Source organism: Acidovorax sp. ST3, assembly GCF_003231145.1.
Taxonomy (GTDB): Bacteria; Pseudomonadota; Gammaproteobacteria; order Burkholderiales; family Burkholderiaceae_C; genus Acidovorax.
Genome location: NZ_QKVP01000002.1, coordinates 832,707 through 849,337 on the forward strand (window position 1 = coordinate 832,707; position 16,631 = coordinate 849,337).

Below are 16,631 nucleotides of genomic sequence, written 5' to 3' on the forward strand. Positions count from 1 at the left end.
GGCTCCTAAAAATCAAAAGAGTGGGACGCCAAAAGCGCCCACTCTGCAATAAATCCAATGGCACCCCGCGGGGTGCTGGGGATGGATCTGGCGTTTACTTGACGTCCTTCCAGAACGCGGCGTTCAGGCGCCAAGCGATGACGGTGAACACGCCCAGGAAAATCAGCACCCAGACGCCGACGCGCCACCGGATGTTTTGCGCGGGCTCACCCATCCACTGCAGGTAGTTCACCAAGTCGCCAATGTTCTGGTCGAACTGCAGCGGCGTCATCGTGCCGGGAGTGATCTGCTCCCAGCCCTTGAACACCTGGGTCTTGTGGCCATGGCTCTCGTGCTCTTCAAACACGGGACGACGTTCGCCTTGCATTTGCCACAGCACATGGGGCATGCCCACGCTGGGGAAAGCCAGGTTGTTCCAGCCCGTGGCCTTGGTGTCGTCGCGGTAGAAGGTACGCAGGAAGGTGTACAGATAGTCAGCCCCTGTACCGCCGTGGCCTGCACGCGAACGTGCGATCACGGTGAGGTCGGGCGGGTTGGCCCCAAACCACTCCTTGGCCTGCTTCGGGTCGATCGACGCCTTCATGGTCTCGCCCACCTTGTCGGTGGTGAACAGCAGGTTGTCCTTGATCTGCTGCTCCGTCAGGCCAATGTCGCGCAGGCGGTTGAACCGCATGAACGCAGCAGAGTGGCAGCTGAGGCAGTAGTTGACGAAGATCTTGGCGCCGTTTTGCAGCGAGGCCAGGTCGTTGGTCTTGTTGGGCGCCTTGTCCCAGGCAATGGTGTCAGCGCCTGCCGCATGGGCAGCACCGGCGACCAGACCCACAGCGGCGATCAACGTGAGGATGATTTTCTTCATTGTTGTTATCTCCAGGCTCAGTGCGCCACAAAGGTCACGCGGTCAGGCACGGGCTTGGTTTCACCGATGCGGCTCCACCAGGGCATCAGCAGGAAGAAGCCGAAGTAGAACAGCGTTCCGACTTGCGACACCCGCTCGCCGATCGGCGATGGTGGCTGCACCCCCAGGTAGCCCAGGATCAGGAAGATGATCACGAACACGCCGTACAGGTACTTGTGCCAGTCAGGGCGGTAGCGGATCGACTTGACGGGGCTGTGATCCAGCCAGGGCAGGAAGAACAGGATGATCACAGCGCCACCCATCACCACCACGCCCCAGAACTTGGCATCGATGGACAGCATCATGGCGATGACCACCACGGCCGCACCGGCGATACCCGCCTTCACAAAGCTGGGCAGCTTGGCCTTGAGCACGCCAAATCCGGCGCCAGCGACCACGCACAACACGAGCACGTACATCATCTCGGTGGTGATGGCACGCAGCATCGAATAGAACGGCGTGAAGTACCAGACCGGGGCAATGTGGGCCGGGGTCTTGAGCGGATCCGCAGGGATGAAGTTGTTGTATTCGAGGAAGTAACCACCGAACTCGGGAGCAAAGAACACCACGGCTGTGAATGCCATCAGGAACATGCTCAGCGCGAAGATGTCGTGCACCGTGTAGTAAGGGTGGAAGGGCACGCCATCGAGCGGCTTGCCGTTGGCATCCTTGGGAGCCTTGGGGCCCTTGATTTCCACACCGTCGGGGTTGTTGGAGCCCACGTCATGCAGCGCCAGCAAGTGCGCTACCACCAGGCCCAGCAGCACCAGGGGCACAGCAATCACGTGGAAGCTGAAGAAGCGGTTCAGCGTCGCGTCGCCCACTACGTAGTCGCCACGGATCAGCAGGGCCAGGTCCGGACCGATGAAGGGAATGGCCGCAAACAGGTTCACGATCACCTGGGCGCCCCAGTAGGACATTTGGCCCCAGGGCAGCAGGTAACCCATGAAGGCCTCAGCCATCAGGCACAGGAAGATCGCGCAGCCAAAGATCCAGACCAGCTCGCGCGGCTTGCGGTAGCTGCCGTAGATAAGGCCACGGAACATGTGCAGATACACCACCACGAAGAACGCCGAGGCGCCCGTGGAGTGCATGTAACGGATCAGCCAGCCCCAGGGCACATCGCGCATGATGTACTCGACCGAGGCAAACGCCAGATTGGCGTCCGGCTTGTAGTGCATGACCAGGAAGATGCCGGTCACGATCTGGATCACCAGCACGACCAGCGCGAGCGAGCCGAAGATGTACCAGAAGTTGAAGTTCTTCGGAGCGTAGTACTCCGACATGTGGACCTTGTATGCGTCAAAGGCCGTCGGGAACCGGTTCTCGAACCAGTTGGTGACCTTGGCGCCTGCGGAGGCGTTCGGCGAGATTTCTTTGAATTCGTGGGCCATGTCGTTCTCCGTCAAGCCTTCTTGTCTTCACCGATCAGCAGGCGCGTATCGGACAGGTACATGTGCGGAGGCACCTCGAGGTTGTCGGGGGCTGGCTTGTTCTTGAAGACGCGGCCCGCCATGTCGAACGTGGAGCCGTGGCAGGGGCACAGGAAGCCGCCCTTCCAGTCATCGGGCAACGAAGGCTGTGCACCGGGCTGGAACTTGTCGGAGGGCGAGCAACCCAAGTGCGAGCAGATGCCCACACCCACAAAAATTTCTGGCTTGATCGAACGCGCCTCGTTGCGGGCGTACTCGGGCGTGAGTTCGGAGGGCTTGCGCTCCGACTTGGGATCGGCGAGCTGGCCGTCGAGCTTGGGCAGCTCTGCCAGTTGCTCGGGCGTGCGCTTGATGATCCAGACGGGCTTGCCGCGCCACTCCACAGTGACCTTTTCTCCAGGTTTGAGGGCGGAGATATCCACCTCGACTGCAGCACCAGCGGCTTTGGCACGCTCTGAGGGCTGGAAAGTACTCACGAAAGGAACGGCGGTTGCCACGCCGCCCACCGCACCAGCACATGCTGACGTGATGATCCACGTCCGCTTGCTGGAGTCGATTGGAGTGTCACTCATGGGGATCCTCGATGAACATCGCTAGATTGGGGTCAACCGCGAATTGTAGCGGAGTGAAAATGGTTATTTCCAAGTGGTTTGCTGCCTTGACAGAGGGACGAACCGGGCAATACTCGCCCATCACCGTTTTACAAGGAGAAACTACATGGGGATGATGCAAGAGTTCAGGGAGTTCGCGGTCAAGGGCAATGTGATTGACCTCGCGGTGGGCGTCATCATTGGCGGTGCCTTTGGCAAGATCGTGGATTCGGTGGTAGCGGACCTGATCATGCCCGTGGTAGGGCTGGTCTTTGGCAAGCTCGATTTCTCCAACCTGTTCATCGTGCTGGGCACCGTGCCCCCGGGCACGGGCACCACGCTCGATGCCCTGAAAAAAGCGGGCGTGCCCGTGTTTGCCTATGGCAACTTCCTGACCGTGGCGGTCAACTTTGTGATCCTGGCGTTCATCATCTTCATGATGATCAAGCAGATCAACCGTCTCAAGCGCGAAGCCCCTCCCGCCCCCGCCGCACCGGTGGCTCCCCCCGAAGACATCGTGCTGCTGCGCGAAATCCGCGACAGCCTGAAGAAGTAGCCCCCCTGGGCAAGCGGCCCTGGCGGCCGCGCAACACGTCACCGCTGCGCTGCCACGACCAGCCGCCGGTGGCGTTGGCTTTTCTGGACAGCTTGGGGGCCCTGCTGCGCCCGGGCAGGCACCCACTTTTTCAGCCGTTCATTTGATTTCGATCAGCGCCAGGCTGTAAAGCCTCGGCGACCGACATCAACCGCACAGTGCCCGCGCCATGCGCACCGCCTCGATCAGGCTGGAGGCGTCTGCAACGCCCTGCCCCGCAATATCAAACGCCGTGCCATGGTCGGGGCTGGTGCGCACCAGGGGCAGGCCCAGCGTCACGTTCACGCCCTTTTCCACCCCCAGGTACTTCACCGGGATCAGGCCCTGGTCGTGGTACATGGCAATCACCACGTCGAATTCGCCCGCGCGCTGCGGCGTGCTGCGAGCGCGCATGAACACCGTGTCGGGCGCAAAGGGGCCGTGCACGTCCAACCCCGCGCCACGCGCGGCTGCAATGGCCGGAACGATCACCTCCAGCTCTTCGCGACCGAACAGTCCGCCCTCGCCCGCATGGGGATTGAGCCCCGCCACACCGATGCGCGGCACGCGGCCCAGGCTGCGCTGCAAGGCCGTGTGGGTGATGTGCAGCGTCTGCAGCACGTTGTCTTGTGTCACGGCCGCAATCGCGTCGCGCAGCGACACATGGATGCTGACGAGCACGGTGCGCAGCTCGTCATTGGCCAGCATCATGCGCACCGGCATCTGGGTCAGCGACACGCCCTGGTGCGCGGCGGCCTCTGCCTGCAACAGCTCCGTGTGCCCCGGAAAATCGACCCCGGCTGCGGACAGCGCCTCCTTGTGTAACGGTGCCGTCACCAGCGCCGCCACCTCCCCCCGCAACGCGGCGCGCGCGGCCCAGACCACGCTGTCCGCCGCAGAACGGCCGGCGGCGGCGCTGATCTCGCCCCAAGGCTGGGGCCCCGGGATACCGGGCAGTTGCAGCACAGGGATGCAGCGGGGCGGAGCGTCCGCCGCTTCGCCCGGTGCCGCGATCTGCGCCACGGGCACACCGGGCACGCCGGGGCGTGTGATGACGCCCGCGGCGCGGCGCACAGTGGCCACGTCACCGACGACAAAACAATGGCGCAGCGCATCGGGTGCATCCCGAAAAGCCTTGGCCACGATCTCGGGGCCGATGCCGGCGGGGTCCCCCTGGGTGATGGCGATGGGTTGCATGGGTTTGAAGCCAAAAGTGCCTCTAGCGCCAGTTGATCAAGCGCCATTAGCTACGAATAAGTGAGCAAATGAACCACACAACCTGACAATTCGACGCCTTGTTGTGCGGTTTTTCGCCGTGGGCTAGGCGGGGTTGTCGATCTCGATGAACTGGTGGCTCAGCCCGCACTGTTCTGCCACATGGGCCGCCACTGCGGGGGCGCCATACCGCTCGGTGGCATGGTGCCCGGCAGCAATGAAGCCCACGCCCATCTCGCGCGCCAGATGCGCCTGGGGCTCGGAGATTTCGCCAGTGATGAAAACATCCGCCCCCGCGGCAATGGCCGACTCGAAATACCCCTGCGCGCCGCCCGTGCACCATGCCACGCGGCGCACGGGGCGCTGTGCAGCGGCATCACCACCCACATCGCCCGGAGACGCCAGGGTGACTGAGCGTCCGAGCACCTGGGCCACATGGTCGGCCACGGCCTGGGCATTTTCAAAGGCAGCGGGCGCCGCAAAGCCCAGGTCCTGCTCGCCAAACCGTGCATCGGCGGCAAAACCCAGCACCCGGCCCAGCTGTGCGTTGTTGCCCAGTTCAGCGTGGGCATCGAGCGGCAGATGGTAGGCAAATAGGTTGATGTCGTGTGCCAGCAGCAGCTGCAGCCGCTGCTTCATCCAGCCCGTGATGCGGCCGTCCTGCCCGCGCCAGAGCAGGCCGTGGTGCACAAAGATCGCGTCCGCGCGGGCGGCAATGGCGGCCTCGATCAGGGCACGGCTGGCGGTGACGCCGCTCACCACGCGGTGGATCTCGGCCTTGCCCTCGACCTGCAGGCCGTTGGGGCCGTAGTCCTTGAAGCGCTCGGGTTGCAGCAGGCTGTCAAACGCCTGCAAAAGTTGACTGCGGTGAATGCTCATGCCGCTATTGTGGCGCGCCCTCCGCACCCCACATTGGGAGACAATCCCGCACTGGAGGAATACACCGGGCCGCCCAGGCGAATCTGCAGGGCCCGCCTCCATCGCCCACCCTGTACCACCACCGGTAAGCACCTTTCATGAAGCGACTCTGGCTGCTGTTTTCCCAGTCCGTGACGGTCCTCGTTGCGGCCTACTTTGTTGTCGCCACGCTCCAGCCTGAATGGCTGGGCCGGGGCACCACGCGCTCCGGGGCGGGCATTGCGCTCCTGGAGGCCCCCGCCACCTCACCTTCCCAGCCCGCGGCGGGCAGCTTCAGCGGTGCGGCGCGCAAGGCGGCGCCAGCCGTGGTCAGCATCAACACCAGTAAGGAAGTGCGCCACCCGCGCAGCAACGACCCGTGGTTCCAGTTCTTCTTTGGCGACCAGGGCAGCCAGGCGCAGGCAGGCCTGGGCAGCGGCGTGATCGTGAGCCCCGAGGGCTACATCCTGACCAACAACCATGTGGTCGAAGGCGCAGACGAGATCGAGGTGACCCTTACCGACAGCCGCCGCGCCCGTGCGCGCGTGATCGGCACCGACCCCGACACCGACCTGGCCATCCTCAAGATCGAACTCGACAAGCTGCCCGTCATCGTGCTGGGCAACTCCGACGCCCTGGACGTGGGCGACCAGGTGCTGGCCATCGGCAACCCCTTCGGCGTGGGCCAGACCGTGACCAGCGGCATCGTGAGCGCGCTGGGCCGCAGCCAGCTGGGCATCAACACCTTCGAGAACTTCATCCAGACCGACGCAGCCATCAACCCCGGCAACTCGGGAGGCGCGCTGGTCGATGTGAACGGCAACCTCATGGGCATCAACACCGCGATTTACTCGCGCTCAGGTGGCAGCATGGGCATCGGCTTTGCCATCCCCGTGTCCACGGCCCGCATGGTGCTCGATGGCATCGTGAAGGACGGCCAGGTCACACGCGGCTGGATCGGTGTGGAGCCCAACGAACTCTCGCCCGAACTGGCCGAAACCTTTGGCGTGAAGAAGGCCACCGAGGGCGTGATCATCACCGGCGTGCTGCAGGATGGCCCCGCCGCCCAGGCCGGCATGCGGCCCGGCGACGTGATCGTGCAGGTGGATGGCAAGGCCGTGAGCAATGTGTCGCAGCTGCTGACCGCTGTGGCAGCGCTCAAGCCCGGCCAGGCGGCGGCGTTTGATGTGCAACGGGCCGACAAGCGGGTGGAGCTGAGTATCAACCCGGGCGTACGCCCCCGGCCCCAGCGCAATGTGAGGCGCTGACGTCTTAGCTAGCAAGCCCGGATCGGCCTCACCAGCGCCGGGGACAAGCCGTCAATGCGGCGGAGTGTGGGGCGAGGTTGGCGAAGGGTGACAGCCTCGATGGCCCTGGTGCAAGGTCAGGCGGGAGTGAAGCACAGGCCAGCACGAAGGTATCGGATGGCTCATGTCACGCCAACGCGTGTGCAGCCAACTCCACGCAGCACTATGAAAATGATAGCTGCAAGCGTATATAAAACTGGCGCTTGCGGCTGTTTTTATTGAATCTTCGCTTTCACAGCCTGGGCGGAGCCCCAGAGACGTGATCTGCGCATCCCCCCGTCGCAGCCCCGCCCGCCTGCGAGGCCAGAGGGTCAGGATGCGGAAGCGGATTCGCCAGGCTCTTCGGGCGCCTGGGTGTGCTTGATGAAGATCTGCGCGGCCCAGATGCCCACTTCGTACAGCAGGCACATCGGCACGGCCAGCGACAGCTGCGACACCACATCGGGCGGCGTCACGACGGCAGCCACCACAAAGGCCAGCACGATGAAATAGCCGCGAAACTCGCGCAGCTTCTGAACGCTCACGATGCCCATGCGTGCCAGCACCACCACGGCAATCGGCACCTCAAAGGCCATGCCGAACGCCAGGAACATGGACAGCACAAAACTCAGGTAGGCCTCGATGTCAGGTGCGGCCGTGATGCTCTTGGGGGCAAAGCTCTGGATGAACGCAAACACCTGACCAAACACCAGGTAGTAGCAAAACGCCACTCCCACGAAGAACAGCAGCGTGCTGGAAATCACCAGCGGCAGCACCAGCTTCTTCTCGTGCGAATACAGGCCGGGCGCCACAAAAGCCCAGATCTGCCACAGCACAAAGGGCAGCGCCAGCAGGAATGCCGACATCAGCAAGATCTTGAGCGGCACCATGAAGGGCGAGATCACCGAGGTGGCGATCAGCGTGGCTCCCTTGGGCAGATGAGCCACCAGGGGGGCGGCCAGAAAGTCGTACAGCGCGCCGGGGCCCGGGAAGAAGAACAGGATCGCCGCCGCAATGGCGATAGCGATCATGGCCTTGACCAGGCGGTCGCGCAGCTCCATGAGGTGCTGTACGAACGGCTGCTCGGTGCCGGCCAGTTCGTCTTCTTTGGAGGGGGTTTCGGACATGGTGGGTTTTCGTGGGCGTCAAGGCCGCCCATGCAGCGCAGGGGGCGCGGCAGGCTGCGTCAGTGGAATTTTTGGGGGCGGTAGCGTGCTACGCGGGCTGCGCCAGACTGTGCCTTGGTGCGCACACCGCTGCGCGCCTTGTACCACTGGGGCACCGCGCCGCGTTTGAGGCGCCAGTTCTTGCCGGGGTGCTTGTAGGCAGGCACCACGGCCGCCTGCTCACGCAGATCGGCGTTGCTGCTGGAATCGATGGCCTCGTTCCAGTCTTTCTCGAACTCGCTGGCGCTGGTCTGGATGGTGTTGTGCACGTCGCGCGCGGCGTTCTCCACCGTGTCCTTCATCTTCTTGAGCTCGTCGAGCTCCATGGACCGGTTGACCTCCGCCTTCACGTCGGAGACATAGCGCTGCGCCTTGCCCAGCAAGGTGCCGACGGTGCGGGCCACGCGGGGCAGCTTTTCGGGGCCGATGACGATCAACGCCACGGCACCGATCAGCGCCATTTTGGACAGACCAATATCAATCATGGATCAGGCGCCCGTGCAAGGCAGGCAAAGGCTGCAGGTCAAAGGCACCCGCTCAGCTCTTTTGCTTGGCTTCGACATCGATGGTGGTCTTGTCGGCAGCCTGGCTGTTGGCCACCTGGCCAGCGGGGGGCGTGGCCGCAGCGGGGGCGTCCGAAGCGCCGTCCTTCATGCCGTCCTTGAAGCCCTTCACGGCGCCGCCCAGGTCGGAGCCCATGTTCTTGAGCTTCTTGGTACCGAACACCATCACAACGATCAACAGCACGATCAGCCAGTGCCAGATGGAAAAAGAGCCCATGAAATATCTCCTAACGAATTGCAATCATTTTAGACGGGGGGCGTGACAGGAGTTCAATGCCGGGACATGCCGGCACCTCTGTATCTGCCCCGATCGTCAGCCTGGTTCAGCCTTTGAGCCACGGGCGGGGTCCGCCCATCACGTGGATATGCAGGTGGTGGATTTCCTGCCCACCTTCAAGCCCCGTGTTTACCACGACGCGAAAGCCACCATCCGGGTACGGGTTGCAGCCCTGCTCCAGCGCCAGCTTCGGCGCCAGCGCCATCATGCGCCCCAGCACGCCAGCGTGCTCCGGGGTGACCTGTGCCATGGAAGGGATATGCAGCTTGGGCACCATCAAAAAGTGCACTGGCGCCCACGGGTGGATGTCATGGAAGGCGAAGATTTCTTCGTCCTCATAGACCTTCTTGGAAGGAATCTGGCCCGCGATGATTTTGCAGAAAAGGCAGTTCGGATCGTGCATGGGAAGGATCGGAGCAAAAGGAATCAGTGGTGCACAGGTGCAAAGCAACCCTGACAGCACCTAGCGTATGGGCTAGGCATTGTCAGCGATCTTGATGCTGGGGCGCACGCCCACATCCTTGCGGTGTGCGTGCAGCCACTCCTGCCCCGCTGTGCGGCCCAGCGCAAACAGCTTGCGCACAAAGGCCAGGTCCGCACGCAGCTTGCTGTCGGCCCCAAAGGGCGCCAGCACCGAGCCGCCATCGATGCGGTGCATGCGCACGCTTTTGTATCGGCGGGCATCGAGCTTGCCCTCGGCGAGCAGCCGGCGCACAAACTCGATGGCGCGCAGCTCGGCCAGCAGGCTGGCGTTGAAGGTGACTTCGTTCATGCGCTCCATGATCTCGGAGGCGCTGTTGGGCACGTCCAGGTGCTCGACGGGGTTGATCTGCACGAGCAGGATGTCCGAGGTGTCGGTCTGGTAGATCAGCGGATGCAGCGCGGGGTTGCCGGAATAGCCGCCGTCCCAGTAGGCCTCGCCCTCGATCTCGACCGCCTTGAACAGCATGGGCAGACAGGCCGATGCCATCACTGCGTCGGCACTGAGCCGGGGCCCAAAGAAAATCTCGCCCCGGCCGGTGCGTACATTGGTCGCACACACAAACACCTTGGGGCCCACCACGCCGGTGCGGGAGGAGCACAGCAGGCTGAAATCCACCTCGCGCTCCAGCAGCTTGCGCAGGGGGTTGATGCCCAGCGGATTGGTCTGGTAAGGCGAGAACCACTGCGACATCATGCCCACCAGCGGGTTGGCAGCGGACAACGGCGTTCCCCACGTCAGGCTGCCCAGCGCCCCAACCCCTTCCCACAGGCGGGTGAGCGATTCGCGGGCCAGGGCGCAGCCTGCGAGGTGGGCGTCTTCGGGGTCCTTGTGCTGCTGCGCGGCCTGCGCAAATCCGTGCGCCAGGGCCACCGCGTTCATGGCGCCTGCGCTGGTGCCACTGACACCATCAAACTGCCACTGGCCGTCCTCCAGCAACGCATCCAGCACGCCCCAGGTGAGCGCGCCGTGCGAGCCGCCGCCCTGCAGCGCCAGGTTCAGACGCGGGCGGGGACGAGCGGCCTCATGCATCCACGGCCTGGCTCTTGTTCATGGCGACCATGCCGCGCACGATGCGGTACAGGAACCAGATGGAGATCAGGCCCCAGGCGATCCAGCCGGGCAGGAAGAACAGCAGCCACAGCGGCGCCGTGACGATGTAGAGCACGCCGGCCCAGATCACGGTGCGGATGCGCCATGAGAAATGGTTGGCCTGCCAGGTGCCTTCGGCATCGCCTTTTTTCACCAGGTCGATCACCAGCGCCACGATCAGCAGCGCAGCGCCGGGCTGCGCGCCCGGGATGACCGCCCCCAGCGCCACGATCAGGTGCAGCACGTAGCTGACCCAGCCGATGGCCTTGAGGTCTTCGGCCTTCTGGTCGTTGGTCTGCACGTCGATGATGTCGCTCACGGTGTGCCTTCTTCGGCAGCGCGTTCCGCCACCTTGCGCAGGGCCTTTTCCTCGATGCCGCTGGTGCCTTCGCGGCGCTCCAGCTCGGCAACCACGTCGGCGGGCGTGAGGCCGTAGTGGGCTAGCGCCACCATGGTGTGGAACCACAGGTCGGCCACTTCGTAGACGATCTTGGACTTGTCGGCACCGTGGTCTACGTCCTTGGCGGCCATGACCACCTCGGTGGCTTCTTCACCGATCTTCTTCAGGAAGGAATCCGGCCCCTTGTGCAGCAGGCGCGACACGTAGCTGGTGGCCGGGTCGCCGCCGTTGGCGGGTTTGCGGCTTTCGATGACGGCGGCCAGGCGCGCCAGGGAATCATGGGAACTCATGGTCTTGTCGTCCATTGCCATTACTTGTAGATGGATTCGGGGTCTTTCAAGACCGGATCGACCGCATGCCAGACACCGTCCTTGAGCACGCTGAAAAAACAGCTGTGGCGGCCCGTATGGCAGGCAATGCCGGGCTCGTGGCCCTGCTGGGTGACCTTGAGCAGCACCACGTCGTTGTCGCAGTCCAGGCGGATTTCGTGCACGGTCTGCACGTGGCCGGACTCTTCGCCCTTGAACCACAGCTTCTTGCGCGAGCGGCTGAAGTACACGGCGCGGCCCAGTTCCGCGGTCCTCGCCAGGGCCTCGCGGTTCATCCACGCAAACATCAGCACGTCGCCCGTGCCCTGCTCTTGCGCAATCACGGGCACCAGGCCCTGCGCATCCCATTTCACTTCATTGAGCCAGTTCATGGGAGCCATTGTCGGTGATCCGGATGGCGCGCCCGTGCCCGCCAGGGCGTGCATCCACACTTTTCAGGTGTTTTTGGCCGCAAGCGCAGGTATTACATGCGCCAGAAGCTATCAAATCAGGAGTGAATAGTAATCACATCCGCACGGGGATGCCCCGCTCGGCCATGCGCTGCTTGGCCTGGCCCACGGTGTATTCGCCGTAGTGGAAGATGCTGGCGGCCAGCACCGCGTCGGCACCGCCGGTCTGGATGCCGTCGGCTAGGTGGTCGAGGTTGCCCACACCGCCCGAGGCGATCACAGGCACGCTGACCGCGTCGCTAACGGCGCGGGTCAGCTCCAGGTCAAAGCCCGCCTTGGTGCCGTCGCGGTCCATGCTGGTCAGCAGGATCTCGCCCGCACCGCGCTGCGCCATCTCCGTCGCCCAGGCGATGGCGTCCAGGCCCGTGTTCTTGCGGCCGCCGTGGCTGTAGACGTCCCAGCCCGCCCCCACGGGCTGGCCGTTGGCGCCCAGGCGTTGCGCGTCTTCGGCCGAGCGGCGTTTGGCGTCGATGGCCACCACGATGCACTGCGCGCCGTACTTGGCCGACACGGCGTTGATCACGTCGGGGTTGGCAATGGCGGCCGAGTTGAAGCTGGTCTTGTCGGCACCGGCATTGAGCAGGCGGCGCACGTCGTCCACGGTGCGCACGCCACCACCCACGGTGAGCGGAATGAACACCTGGCTGGCCACGGCCTCGATGATGTGCAGGATGAGGTCACGGCCATCGCTGGTGGCGGTGATGTCCAGGAAGGTGAGCTCGTCAGCGCCCTGCGCGTTGTAGCGCGCGGCAATTTCGACCGGGTCGCCTGCGTCGCGCAGCTCGACGAAATTGACGCCCTTGACCACACGGCCTCCGGTGACGTCAAGACAAGGAATGATTCGTTTTGCGAGCATGTCAGTGAGCGATTCGTTGATTTGACGCTACCGAGGCCAGCAGACGCCGTGGAACTGGCTTCGCCAGGCCACTGGCGTCGTCCCCTGGGGGAAGCGGCGAAGCCGCTCAGGGGGTGATCGGTTTCAGCCGTTCAGTTCGTCGGCACGCGCTTGTGCTGCCGCGAAGTCCAGGTCGCCGCTGTAGATGGCTCGGCCACAGATAACACCTTCCACGCCCTCGTCTTCCACCGCGCACAGCTGCTCGATGTCGGCCATGTTGGACAGGCCACCCGAGGCGATCACGGGGATGGTCAGCGCCTGGGCCAGCTTGACGGTGGCGTCGATGTTGATGCCCGAGAGCATGCCGTCGCGGCCGATGTCGGTGTAGATGATGGATTCGACGCCCCAGTCCTCGAACTTCTTGGCCAGGTCCACGACCTCGTGGCCGGTGAGCTTGCTCCAGCCGTCGGTGGCCACCTTGCCGTCCTTGGCGTCGAGCCCCACGATGATGTGGCCGCCGAAGGCGCTGCAGGCGTCTTTGAGGAAGCCGGGGTTCTTCACGGCTGCCGTGCCGATGATCACGTAGCGCAGGCCGCCGTCGATGTATTTTTCGATGGTGTCCAGGTCGCGGATGCCGCCGCCCAGCTGCACGGGGATGTCATCGCCCACCTCTTTCAGGATGGACTTGATGGCGCTGTAGTTCTTGGGCACGCCCGCAAACGCACCGTTCAGGTCCACCAGGTGCAGGCGGCGTGCGCCGGCATCCACCCACTTGCGCGCCATGGCGGCGGGGTCTTCACCAAAGGTGGTGGATTGGTCCATATCGCCTTGCTTGAGGCGTACGCAGTGGCCGTCTTTGAGGTCGATGGCGGGGATGAGCAGCATGGTGGTGAAGTTCGGGGGAAAAGGGCGAGACGCAGCTCGGCCCGAACGGGTGGGGGTTAAAGGATCAGGGATTCCAGTGCAGAAAATTGCGGTACAGGGCCAGGCCGTGCTCCGCGCTCTTCTCCGGGTGAAACTGGGTGGCAAAAATATTATCGCGCGCAACCGCGGCTGCAAACAAACCGCCGTAGTCGGCCTGCCCTGCGCAATGGGCGGGATTTTGCGGCACAGCGTAGAAACTGTGCACGAAGTAGAAATAACTGTTGTCCGGCACGCCCGCCCACACCGGGTGCACGCCGCCGCCGTGGTGGGCGTGGGGCATCTGCCGCACCTGGTTCCAGCCCATCTGGGGCACCTTGAAGCGGCTGCCGTCGGGCTGGGTGCGGCCTGCCAGGTCGAACTTGAGCACGTCGCCAGGGATCAGGCCCAGCCCAGGGGTGTCACCCTCGGCGCTGTGGTCCAGCAGCATCTGCATGCCCACGCACACGCCAAACATCGGCTTGCTGGCAGCGGCTTCGAGCACCGATTCCTGCAGGCCGGACTCGCGCAGCTCGCGCATGCAGTCGGGCATGGCGCCCTGCCCTGGCAGCACGATGCGCTGGGCGGCGCGCACGTCTTCGGGGCGCTGGGTGACGACCACGGTCCAGCCCGTGCCCTCGGCGGCGGCCTGCACGGCCTGCGACACGGAGCGCAGGTTGCCCATGCCGTAGTCCACGACCGCCACTGTTTTTGCTTCCATATTCATAGCTGCTAGCGCATACAAATCAAACGCTTGCGCCCGATTTGGCTGAAAAATTCACAGAGAGCCCTTGGTGGAGGGGATGACACCGGCCGAGCGCGGATCGCGCTCCAGCGCCGCACGCAGCGTGCGCCCGAACGCCTTGAAGATGGTTTCGCACTGGTGGTGTGCGTTGACGCCCTTGAGGTTGTCGATGTGCAGCGTCACGCCCGCGTGGTTCACAAAGCCCTGGAAGAATTCGAACACCAGTTGCGTGTCGAGCTGGCCGATGCTCCCGGCCGTGAACTTCACGTCCATGTGCAGCCCAGGGCGGCCCGAAAAATCGACCACGACGCGCGACAGCGCTTCATCCAGCGGCACGTAGGCATGGCCGTAGCGGCGAATGCCCTTCTTGTCGCCCACGGCACGCGCGAAGGCCTGGCCCAGGGTGATGCCCACGTCTTCCACCGTGTGGTGGCCGTCGATGTGCAGGTCGCCTTCGCAGTCGATGTCGAGGTCGATCAGCCCGTGGCGGGCGATCTGGTCGAGCATGTGGTCGAAGAAGCCGATGCCGGTGTGCAGCTTGGCCTGGCCGGTGCCGTCGAGGTTGATGCGCACGCTGATGCGAGTCTCGGCGGTGTTGCGGCTGACCTCGGCAATGCGGTCGGCCATCGGGTCGGCCGATGGGGCGGAGGGTACGAGTGCGGAGGAAGTCATAGGGAGGCTTGGAGTGCGGCCAGCATCTGCGCGTTGTCTTCGGCATTTCCTACCGTCAGGCGCAGGCAGTTGGCCAGCAATGGGTGCATTGTAGAAACGTTCTTGACCAGCACCTTGCGGTTTTTCATGCCCTCGTAGGCCTTGGCGGAATCCGCCACACGCAGGAGCACCATGTTGGCCTCGCTGTCCCAGCACTTTTCGACCCCGGGCATCTGGCGCAGCGCGGCGATGAGTGTGGTGCGCTCGGCACGGATTTCAGCGGCCTGGGCAGCGAAAACCTCGGCATGTTCCAGTGCAAACAGGGCCGCTTCGCAGTTGAGCACGCTCACGTTGTAGGGCGGGCGCACCTTGTCGATCTCGCTCACCAATGCGGCGGGCCCGATGAGGTAGCCCAGGCGCACACCTGCGAGGCCAAACTTGCTGAGCGTGCGCATCAGCAGCACGTGTGCATTGCGCGCGGGCTCGGCGCGCATGCGGTCGATCCAGGTGCGGCTGGCAAAGGGCTGGTAGGCCTCGTCCATGACCACGATGCCGCCCTGCGCGCCCGCAGCGTCGATGATGCGCTGCACCGCGCCCTCGTCCCACAGCGTGGCCGTGGGGTTGTTGGGGTAGGCGATGTAGGTGATGGCCGGGCGGTGCTGTTCGATGGCGGCCAGCATGGCAGGCTCGTCCAGCTCAAAATCAGGCGTGAGCGGCACGCCGACAAAGTCCAGGCCCTGCAGCTGGGCCGACAGCGGGTACATCACAAAACCGGGCATGGGTGCCAGCATGGTGGCGCGCTGACCTGTGCCCGGCTGTGCGCAGGCCAGGGCCAGCAGGGTGATGAGTTCGTCCGACCCGTTGCCCAACACGATGCCATAGCCCTCGGGCATGCCCGCGTACTGCGCCAGGGCCGCCTTCAGGTCGGCAATGCGGTCGCCGGGGTAGCGGTTGAGTGCCACCGAACCCAGGCGCTGGCCCAGCGCGGCCTGCAAATGCGCGGGCAGGCGGAAGGGGTTCTCCATCGCGTCCATCTTGAGCATGCCGGTGGAGGGCTGCACAACATAAGAGTGCATGGCGCGCACGTCGGGGCGGATGCGGGCCAGGGCCTGGAGGGGGGACGACGCGGGAGTAGTCATTCGGTGGTGTCCAGTTCGTTGGGGGTGACAAGAAAAGGGTTGATGGGTCGCACGGCGTCCATCGGCTGGTCGTGCGGCAGCGCCTCGGTCAGCAGGTAGCGGCAGCCCTGCTGGTGGGCGGACGAGAGGATGAGCGCGTCCCAGTAGCCCAGGCGGTAGCGGTCCTGCAGGTCCCAGGCGCCGTCCACGGTGTAGGAGTCCAGGTGCGGCGGCAGCCACACGCGCAGGCGGCGCACCTGGGCGCGTACCTGCTGCAGCACGTGGGGGCCGTCAAAACGCTGGATGGCCTGGTTGTACAGCTCGTTGAGTACCTGCGAGCTGATGCGGCCGCTGCGCGTCTGCCAGCAAAAGCTGATCCATTCGCGCGCCCGCGCCTGGCGCTCGGCATCGCGGTCGTCCACGCTGGCGAGCAGGATTTCGGTATCGACAAAGATGGGGACGGTGGCCATGCGTTCAGGCCCGCTCACCGCAGAAACAGGGTTTCGCGTGGCACATAGGGCCCGCTGGACGCCCCCCAGGATTCAAACCCCAGCGCCTCGCGCATGGCCTGGGCGTAGGCGTCTTCCTGGCGCATCTTTTCGGCCAGCCATTCACCGAGCAGGCGCGAGACGCTGCTGCCGCGCTTGGCGGCTTCCACGCGCACCCATTCGGCAACGGTGTCGTCCATGGTCACGGTGATGTTTTTCATGGGTCAAATATTACACGAACTTCGTG

22 protein-coding genes are annotated in these 16,631 nt (G+C 64.3%); 2 read left to right on the top strand and 20 right to left on the bottom strand.

The features are described from left to right. Positions 1–94: 94 nt before the first annotated feature. From DNK89_RS08710 to petA, 3 genes are read right to left on the bottom strand one after another with little or no spacing between them, the layout of a single operon-like run. The gene (locus DNK89_RS08710) at positions 95–856 is read right to left on the bottom strand and encodes a cytochrome c1 (RefSeq protein ID WP_015012703.1); all 762 of its coding nucleotides are present in this window, start codon (positions 854–856) and stop codon (positions 95–97) included. 17 nt (positions 857–873) lie between these two features. Continuing rightward, on the bottom strand, positions 874–2,289 hold the full coding sequence (locus DNK89_RS08715) for a cytochrome bc complex cytochrome b subunit (protein ID WP_015012702.1): 1,416 nt from the start codon (positions 2,287–2,289) through the stop codon (positions 874–876). A gap of 11 nt (positions 2,290–2,300) precedes the next feature. Further along, the gene (petA, locus tag DNK89_RS08720) at positions 2,301–2,900 is read right to left on the bottom strand and encodes a ubiquinol-cytochrome c reductase iron-sulfur subunit (RefSeq protein ID WP_015012701.1); all 600 of its coding nucleotides are present in this window, start codon (positions 2,898–2,900) and stop codon (positions 2,301–2,303) included. A gap of 145 nt (positions 2,901–3,045) precedes the next feature. Here petA and mscL point away from each other — a divergent pair, with 145 nt between their 5' ends. Next, positions 3,046–3,474 carry a large conductance mechanosensitive channel protein MscL gene (mscL, locus tag DNK89_RS08725; protein ID WP_015012700.1) on the top strand — a complete coding sequence of 143 codons (429 nt, stop codon included), beginning with the start codon at positions 3,046–3,048 and terminating at the stop codon, positions 3,472–3,474. A gap of 186 nt (positions 3,475–3,660) precedes the next feature. Here mscL and pdxA read toward each other — a convergent pair whose 3' ends face one another. Further along, a complete protein-coding gene (gene pdxA, locus DNK89_RS08730) occupies positions 3,661–4,689 on the bottom strand; it encodes a 4-hydroxythreonine-4-phosphate dehydrogenase PdxA (RefSeq protein ID WP_110959725.1) in 1,029 nt (342 codons plus the stop codon). A 123-nt stretch (positions 4,690–4,812) separates the two neighbouring features. Further along, complete coding sequence (locus tag DNK89_RS08735) at positions 4,813–5,586, bottom strand: Nif3-like dinuclear metal center hexameric protein (RefSeq protein WP_110959726.1); 774 nt, start codon at positions 5,584–5,586, stop codon at positions 4,813–4,815. A gap of 137 nt (positions 5,587–5,723) precedes the next feature. Between DNK89_RS08735 and DNK89_RS08740 the strand changes: the two genes are divergently transcribed. Beyond that, positions 5,724–6,872, top strand: a complete 1,149-nt coding sequence (locus DNK89_RS08740) for a Do family serine endopeptidase (protein WP_110959727.1) — start codon at positions 5,724–5,726, stop codon at positions 6,870–6,872. Between the two features lie 350 nt (positions 6,873–7,222). On the opposite strand, the gene tatC is transcribed toward DNK89_RS08740, so the two are convergent. The 15 genes from tatC to DNK89_RS08815 all read right to left on the bottom strand — a co-directional run bounded on the left by tatC (position 7,223) and on the right by DNK89_RS08815 (position 16,605). Next, positions 7,223–8,017, bottom strand: a complete 795-nt coding sequence (gene tatC, locus DNK89_RS08745; protein WP_110959728.1) for a twin-arginine translocase subunit TatC — start codon at positions 8,015–8,017, stop codon at positions 7,223–7,225. A gap of 59 nt (positions 8,018–8,076) precedes the next feature. After that, on the bottom strand, positions 8,077–8,541 hold the full coding sequence (gene tatB, locus DNK89_RS08750) for a Sec-independent protein translocase protein TatB (RefSeq protein ID WP_015012695.1): 465 nt from the start codon (positions 8,539–8,541) through the stop codon (positions 8,077–8,079). Positions 8,542–8,593: 52 nt separating this feature from the next. Next, a complete protein-coding gene (tatA, locus tag DNK89_RS08755) occupies positions 8,594–8,836 on the bottom strand; it encodes a Sec-independent protein translocase subunit TatA (protein ID WP_015012694.1) in 243 nt (80 codons plus the stop codon). A 106-nt stretch (positions 8,837–8,942) separates the two neighbouring features. Further along, complete coding sequence (locus tag DNK89_RS08760) at positions 8,943–9,299, bottom strand: histidine triad nucleotide-binding protein (protein ID WP_015012693.1); 357 nt, start codon at positions 9,297–9,299, stop codon at positions 8,943–8,945. Positions 9,300–9,371: 72 nt separating this feature from the next. Further along, on the bottom strand, positions 9,372–10,409 hold the full coding sequence (locus tag DNK89_RS08765; protein WP_110959729.1) for a patatin-like phospholipase family protein: 1,038 nt from the start codon (positions 10,407–10,409) through the stop codon (positions 9,372–9,374). Then, the gene (locus DNK89_RS08770) at positions 10,402–10,788 is read right to left on the bottom strand and encodes a hypothetical protein (protein ID WP_056060250.1); all 387 of its coding nucleotides are present in this window, start codon (positions 10,786–10,788) and stop codon (positions 10,402–10,404) included. Before DNK89_RS08770 ends, DNK89_RS08765 begins: the two co-directional genes overlap by 8 nt. Then, entirely contained in the window at positions 10,785–11,159 is a 375-nt protein-coding gene (locus DNK89_RS08775) for a phosphoribosyl-ATP diphosphatase (RefSeq protein ID WP_056062032.1), read from the bottom strand. The genes DNK89_RS08770 and DNK89_RS08775 overlap by 4 nt, the downstream gene beginning before the upstream one ends. Positions 11,160–11,179: 20 nt before the next feature. After that, the gene (gene hisI, locus DNK89_RS08780) at positions 11,180–11,578 is read right to left on the bottom strand and encodes a phosphoribosyl-AMP cyclohydrolase (protein ID WP_110959730.1); all 399 of its coding nucleotides are present in this window, start codon (positions 11,576–11,578) and stop codon (positions 11,180–11,182) included. A 124-nt stretch (positions 11,579–11,702) separates the two neighbouring features. Next, the gene (gene hisF / locus DNK89_RS08785; protein ID WP_060984276.1) at positions 11,703–12,503 is read right to left on the bottom strand and encodes an imidazole glycerol phosphate synthase subunit HisF; all 801 of its coding nucleotides are present in this window, start codon (positions 12,501–12,503) and stop codon (positions 11,703–11,705) included. A 123-nt stretch (positions 12,504–12,626) separates the two neighbouring features. Continuing rightward, complete coding sequence (gene hisA / locus DNK89_RS08790) at positions 12,627–13,367, bottom strand: 1-(5-phosphoribosyl)-5-[(5-phosphoribosylamino)methylideneamino]imidazole-4-carboxamide isomerase (protein WP_015012687.1); 741 nt, start codon at positions 13,365–13,367, stop codon at positions 12,627–12,629. 64 nt (positions 13,368–13,431) lie between these two features. Beyond that, positions 13,432–14,109: an imidazole glycerol phosphate synthase subunit HisH gene (gene hisH / locus DNK89_RS08795; protein WP_110959731.1), complete on the bottom strand. Its 678-nt coding sequence runs from the start codon at positions 14,107–14,109 to the stop codon at positions 13,432–13,434. Between the two features lie 51 nt (positions 14,110–14,160). Next, positions 14,161–14,799 carry an imidazoleglycerol-phosphate dehydratase HisB gene (hisB, locus tag DNK89_RS08800; protein ID WP_015012685.1) on the bottom strand — a complete coding sequence of 213 codons (639 nt, stop codon included), beginning with the start codon at positions 14,797–14,799 and terminating at the stop codon, positions 14,161–14,163. After that, entirely contained in the window at positions 14,796–15,917 is a 1,122-nt protein-coding gene (hisC, locus tag DNK89_RS08805; RefSeq protein WP_110959732.1) for a histidinol-phosphate transaminase, read from the bottom strand. The genes hisB and hisC overlap by 4 nt, the downstream gene beginning before the upstream one ends. After that, the gene (locus DNK89_RS08810) at positions 15,914–16,366 is read right to left on the bottom strand and encodes a PIN domain-containing protein (protein WP_056060234.1); all 453 of its coding nucleotides are present in this window, start codon (positions 16,364–16,366) and stop codon (positions 15,914–15,916) included. The genes hisC and DNK89_RS08810 overlap by 4 nt, the downstream gene beginning before the upstream one ends. Positions 16,367–16,380: 14 nt before the next feature. Beyond that, positions 16,381–16,605, bottom strand: a complete 225-nt coding sequence (locus DNK89_RS08815) for a hypothetical protein (protein ID WP_015012682.1) — start codon at positions 16,603–16,605, stop codon at positions 16,381–16,383. Between the last annotated feature and the right edge of the window lie 26 nt (positions 16,606–16,631).

Excerpts from the sequence above, each read along its gene's own strand:
- DNK89_RS08810 (WP_056060234.1), bottom strand. The coding sequence starts at position 16,366 with ATGGCCACCGTCCCCATCTTTGTCGATACCGAAATCCTGCTCGCCAGC.
- DNK89_RS08715 (WP_015012702.1), bottom strand. The coding sequence starts at position 2,289 with ATGGCCCACGAATTCAAAGAAATCTCGCCGAACGCCTCCGCAGGCGCC.
- DNK89_RS08765 (WP_110959729.1), bottom strand. The coding sequence starts at position 10,409 with ATGCATGAGGCCGCTCGTCCCCGCCCGCGTCTGAACCTGGCGCTGCAG.
- DNK89_RS08740 (WP_110959727.1), top strand. The coding sequence starts at position 5,724 with ATGAAGCGACTCTGGCTGCTGTTTTCCCAGTCCGTGACGGTCCTCGTT.
- hisB (WP_015012685.1), bottom strand. The coding sequence starts at position 14,799 with ATGACTTCCTCCGCACTCGTACCCTCCGCCCCATCGGCCGACCCGATG.
- DNK89_RS08815 (WP_015012682.1), bottom strand. The coding sequence starts at position 16,605 with ATGAAAAACATCACCGTGACCATGGACGACACCGTTGCCGAATGGGTG.
- hisH (WP_110959731.1), bottom strand. The coding sequence starts at position 14,109 with ATGAATATGGAAGCAAAAACAGTGGCGGTCGTGGACTACGGCATGGGC.
- DNK89_RS08760 (WP_015012693.1), bottom strand. The coding sequence starts at position 9,299 with ATGCACGATCCGAACTGCCTTTTCTGCAAAATCATCGCGGGCCAGATT.
- tatB (WP_015012695.1), bottom strand. The coding sequence starts at position 8,541 with ATGATTGATATTGGTCTGTCCAAAATGGCGCTGATCGGTGCCGTGGCG.
- hisA (WP_015012687.1), bottom strand. The coding sequence starts at position 13,367 with ATGCTGCTCATCCCCGCCATCGACCTCAAAGACGGCCACTGCGTACGC.
- hisC (WP_110959732.1), bottom strand. The coding sequence starts at position 15,917 with ATGACTACTCCCGCGTCGTCCCCCCTCCAGGCCCTGGCCCGCATCCGC.
- hisI (WP_110959730.1), bottom strand. The coding sequence starts at position 11,578 with ATGGCTCCCATGAACTGGCTCAATGAAGTGAAATGGGATGCGCAGGGC.
- hisF (WP_060984276.1), bottom strand. The coding sequence starts at position 12,503 with ATGCTCGCAAAACGAATCATTCCTTGTCTTGACGTCACCGGAGGCCGT.
- mscL (WP_015012700.1), top strand. The coding sequence starts at position 3,046 with ATGGGGATGATGCAAGAGTTCAGGGAGTTCGCGGTCAAGGGCAATGTG.
- DNK89_RS08710 (WP_015012703.1), bottom strand. The coding sequence starts at position 856 with ATGAAGAAAATCATCCTCACGTTGATCGCCGCTGTGGGTCTGGTCGCC.
- pdxA (WP_110959725.1), bottom strand. The coding sequence starts at position 4,689 with ATGCAACCCATCGCCATCACCCAGGGGGACCCCGCCGGCATCGGCCCC.
- DNK89_RS08775 (WP_056062032.1), bottom strand. The coding sequence starts at position 11,159 with ATGAGTTCCCATGATTCCCTGGCGCGCCTGGCCGCCGTCATCGAAAGC.
- tatA (WP_015012694.1), bottom strand. The coding sequence starts at position 8,836 with ATGGGCTCTTTTTCCATCTGGCACTGGCTGATCGTGCTGTTGATCGTT.
- DNK89_RS08735 (WP_110959726.1), bottom strand. The coding sequence starts at position 5,586 with ATGAGCATTCACCGCAGTCAACTTTTGCAGGCGTTTGACAGCCTGCTG.
- tatC (WP_110959728.1), bottom strand. The coding sequence starts at position 8,017 with ATGTCCGAAACCCCCTCCAAAGAAGACGAACTGGCCGGCACCGAGCAG.
- petA (WP_015012701.1), bottom strand. The coding sequence starts at position 2,900 with ATGAGTGACACTCCAATCGACTCCAGCAAGCGGACGTGGATCATCACG.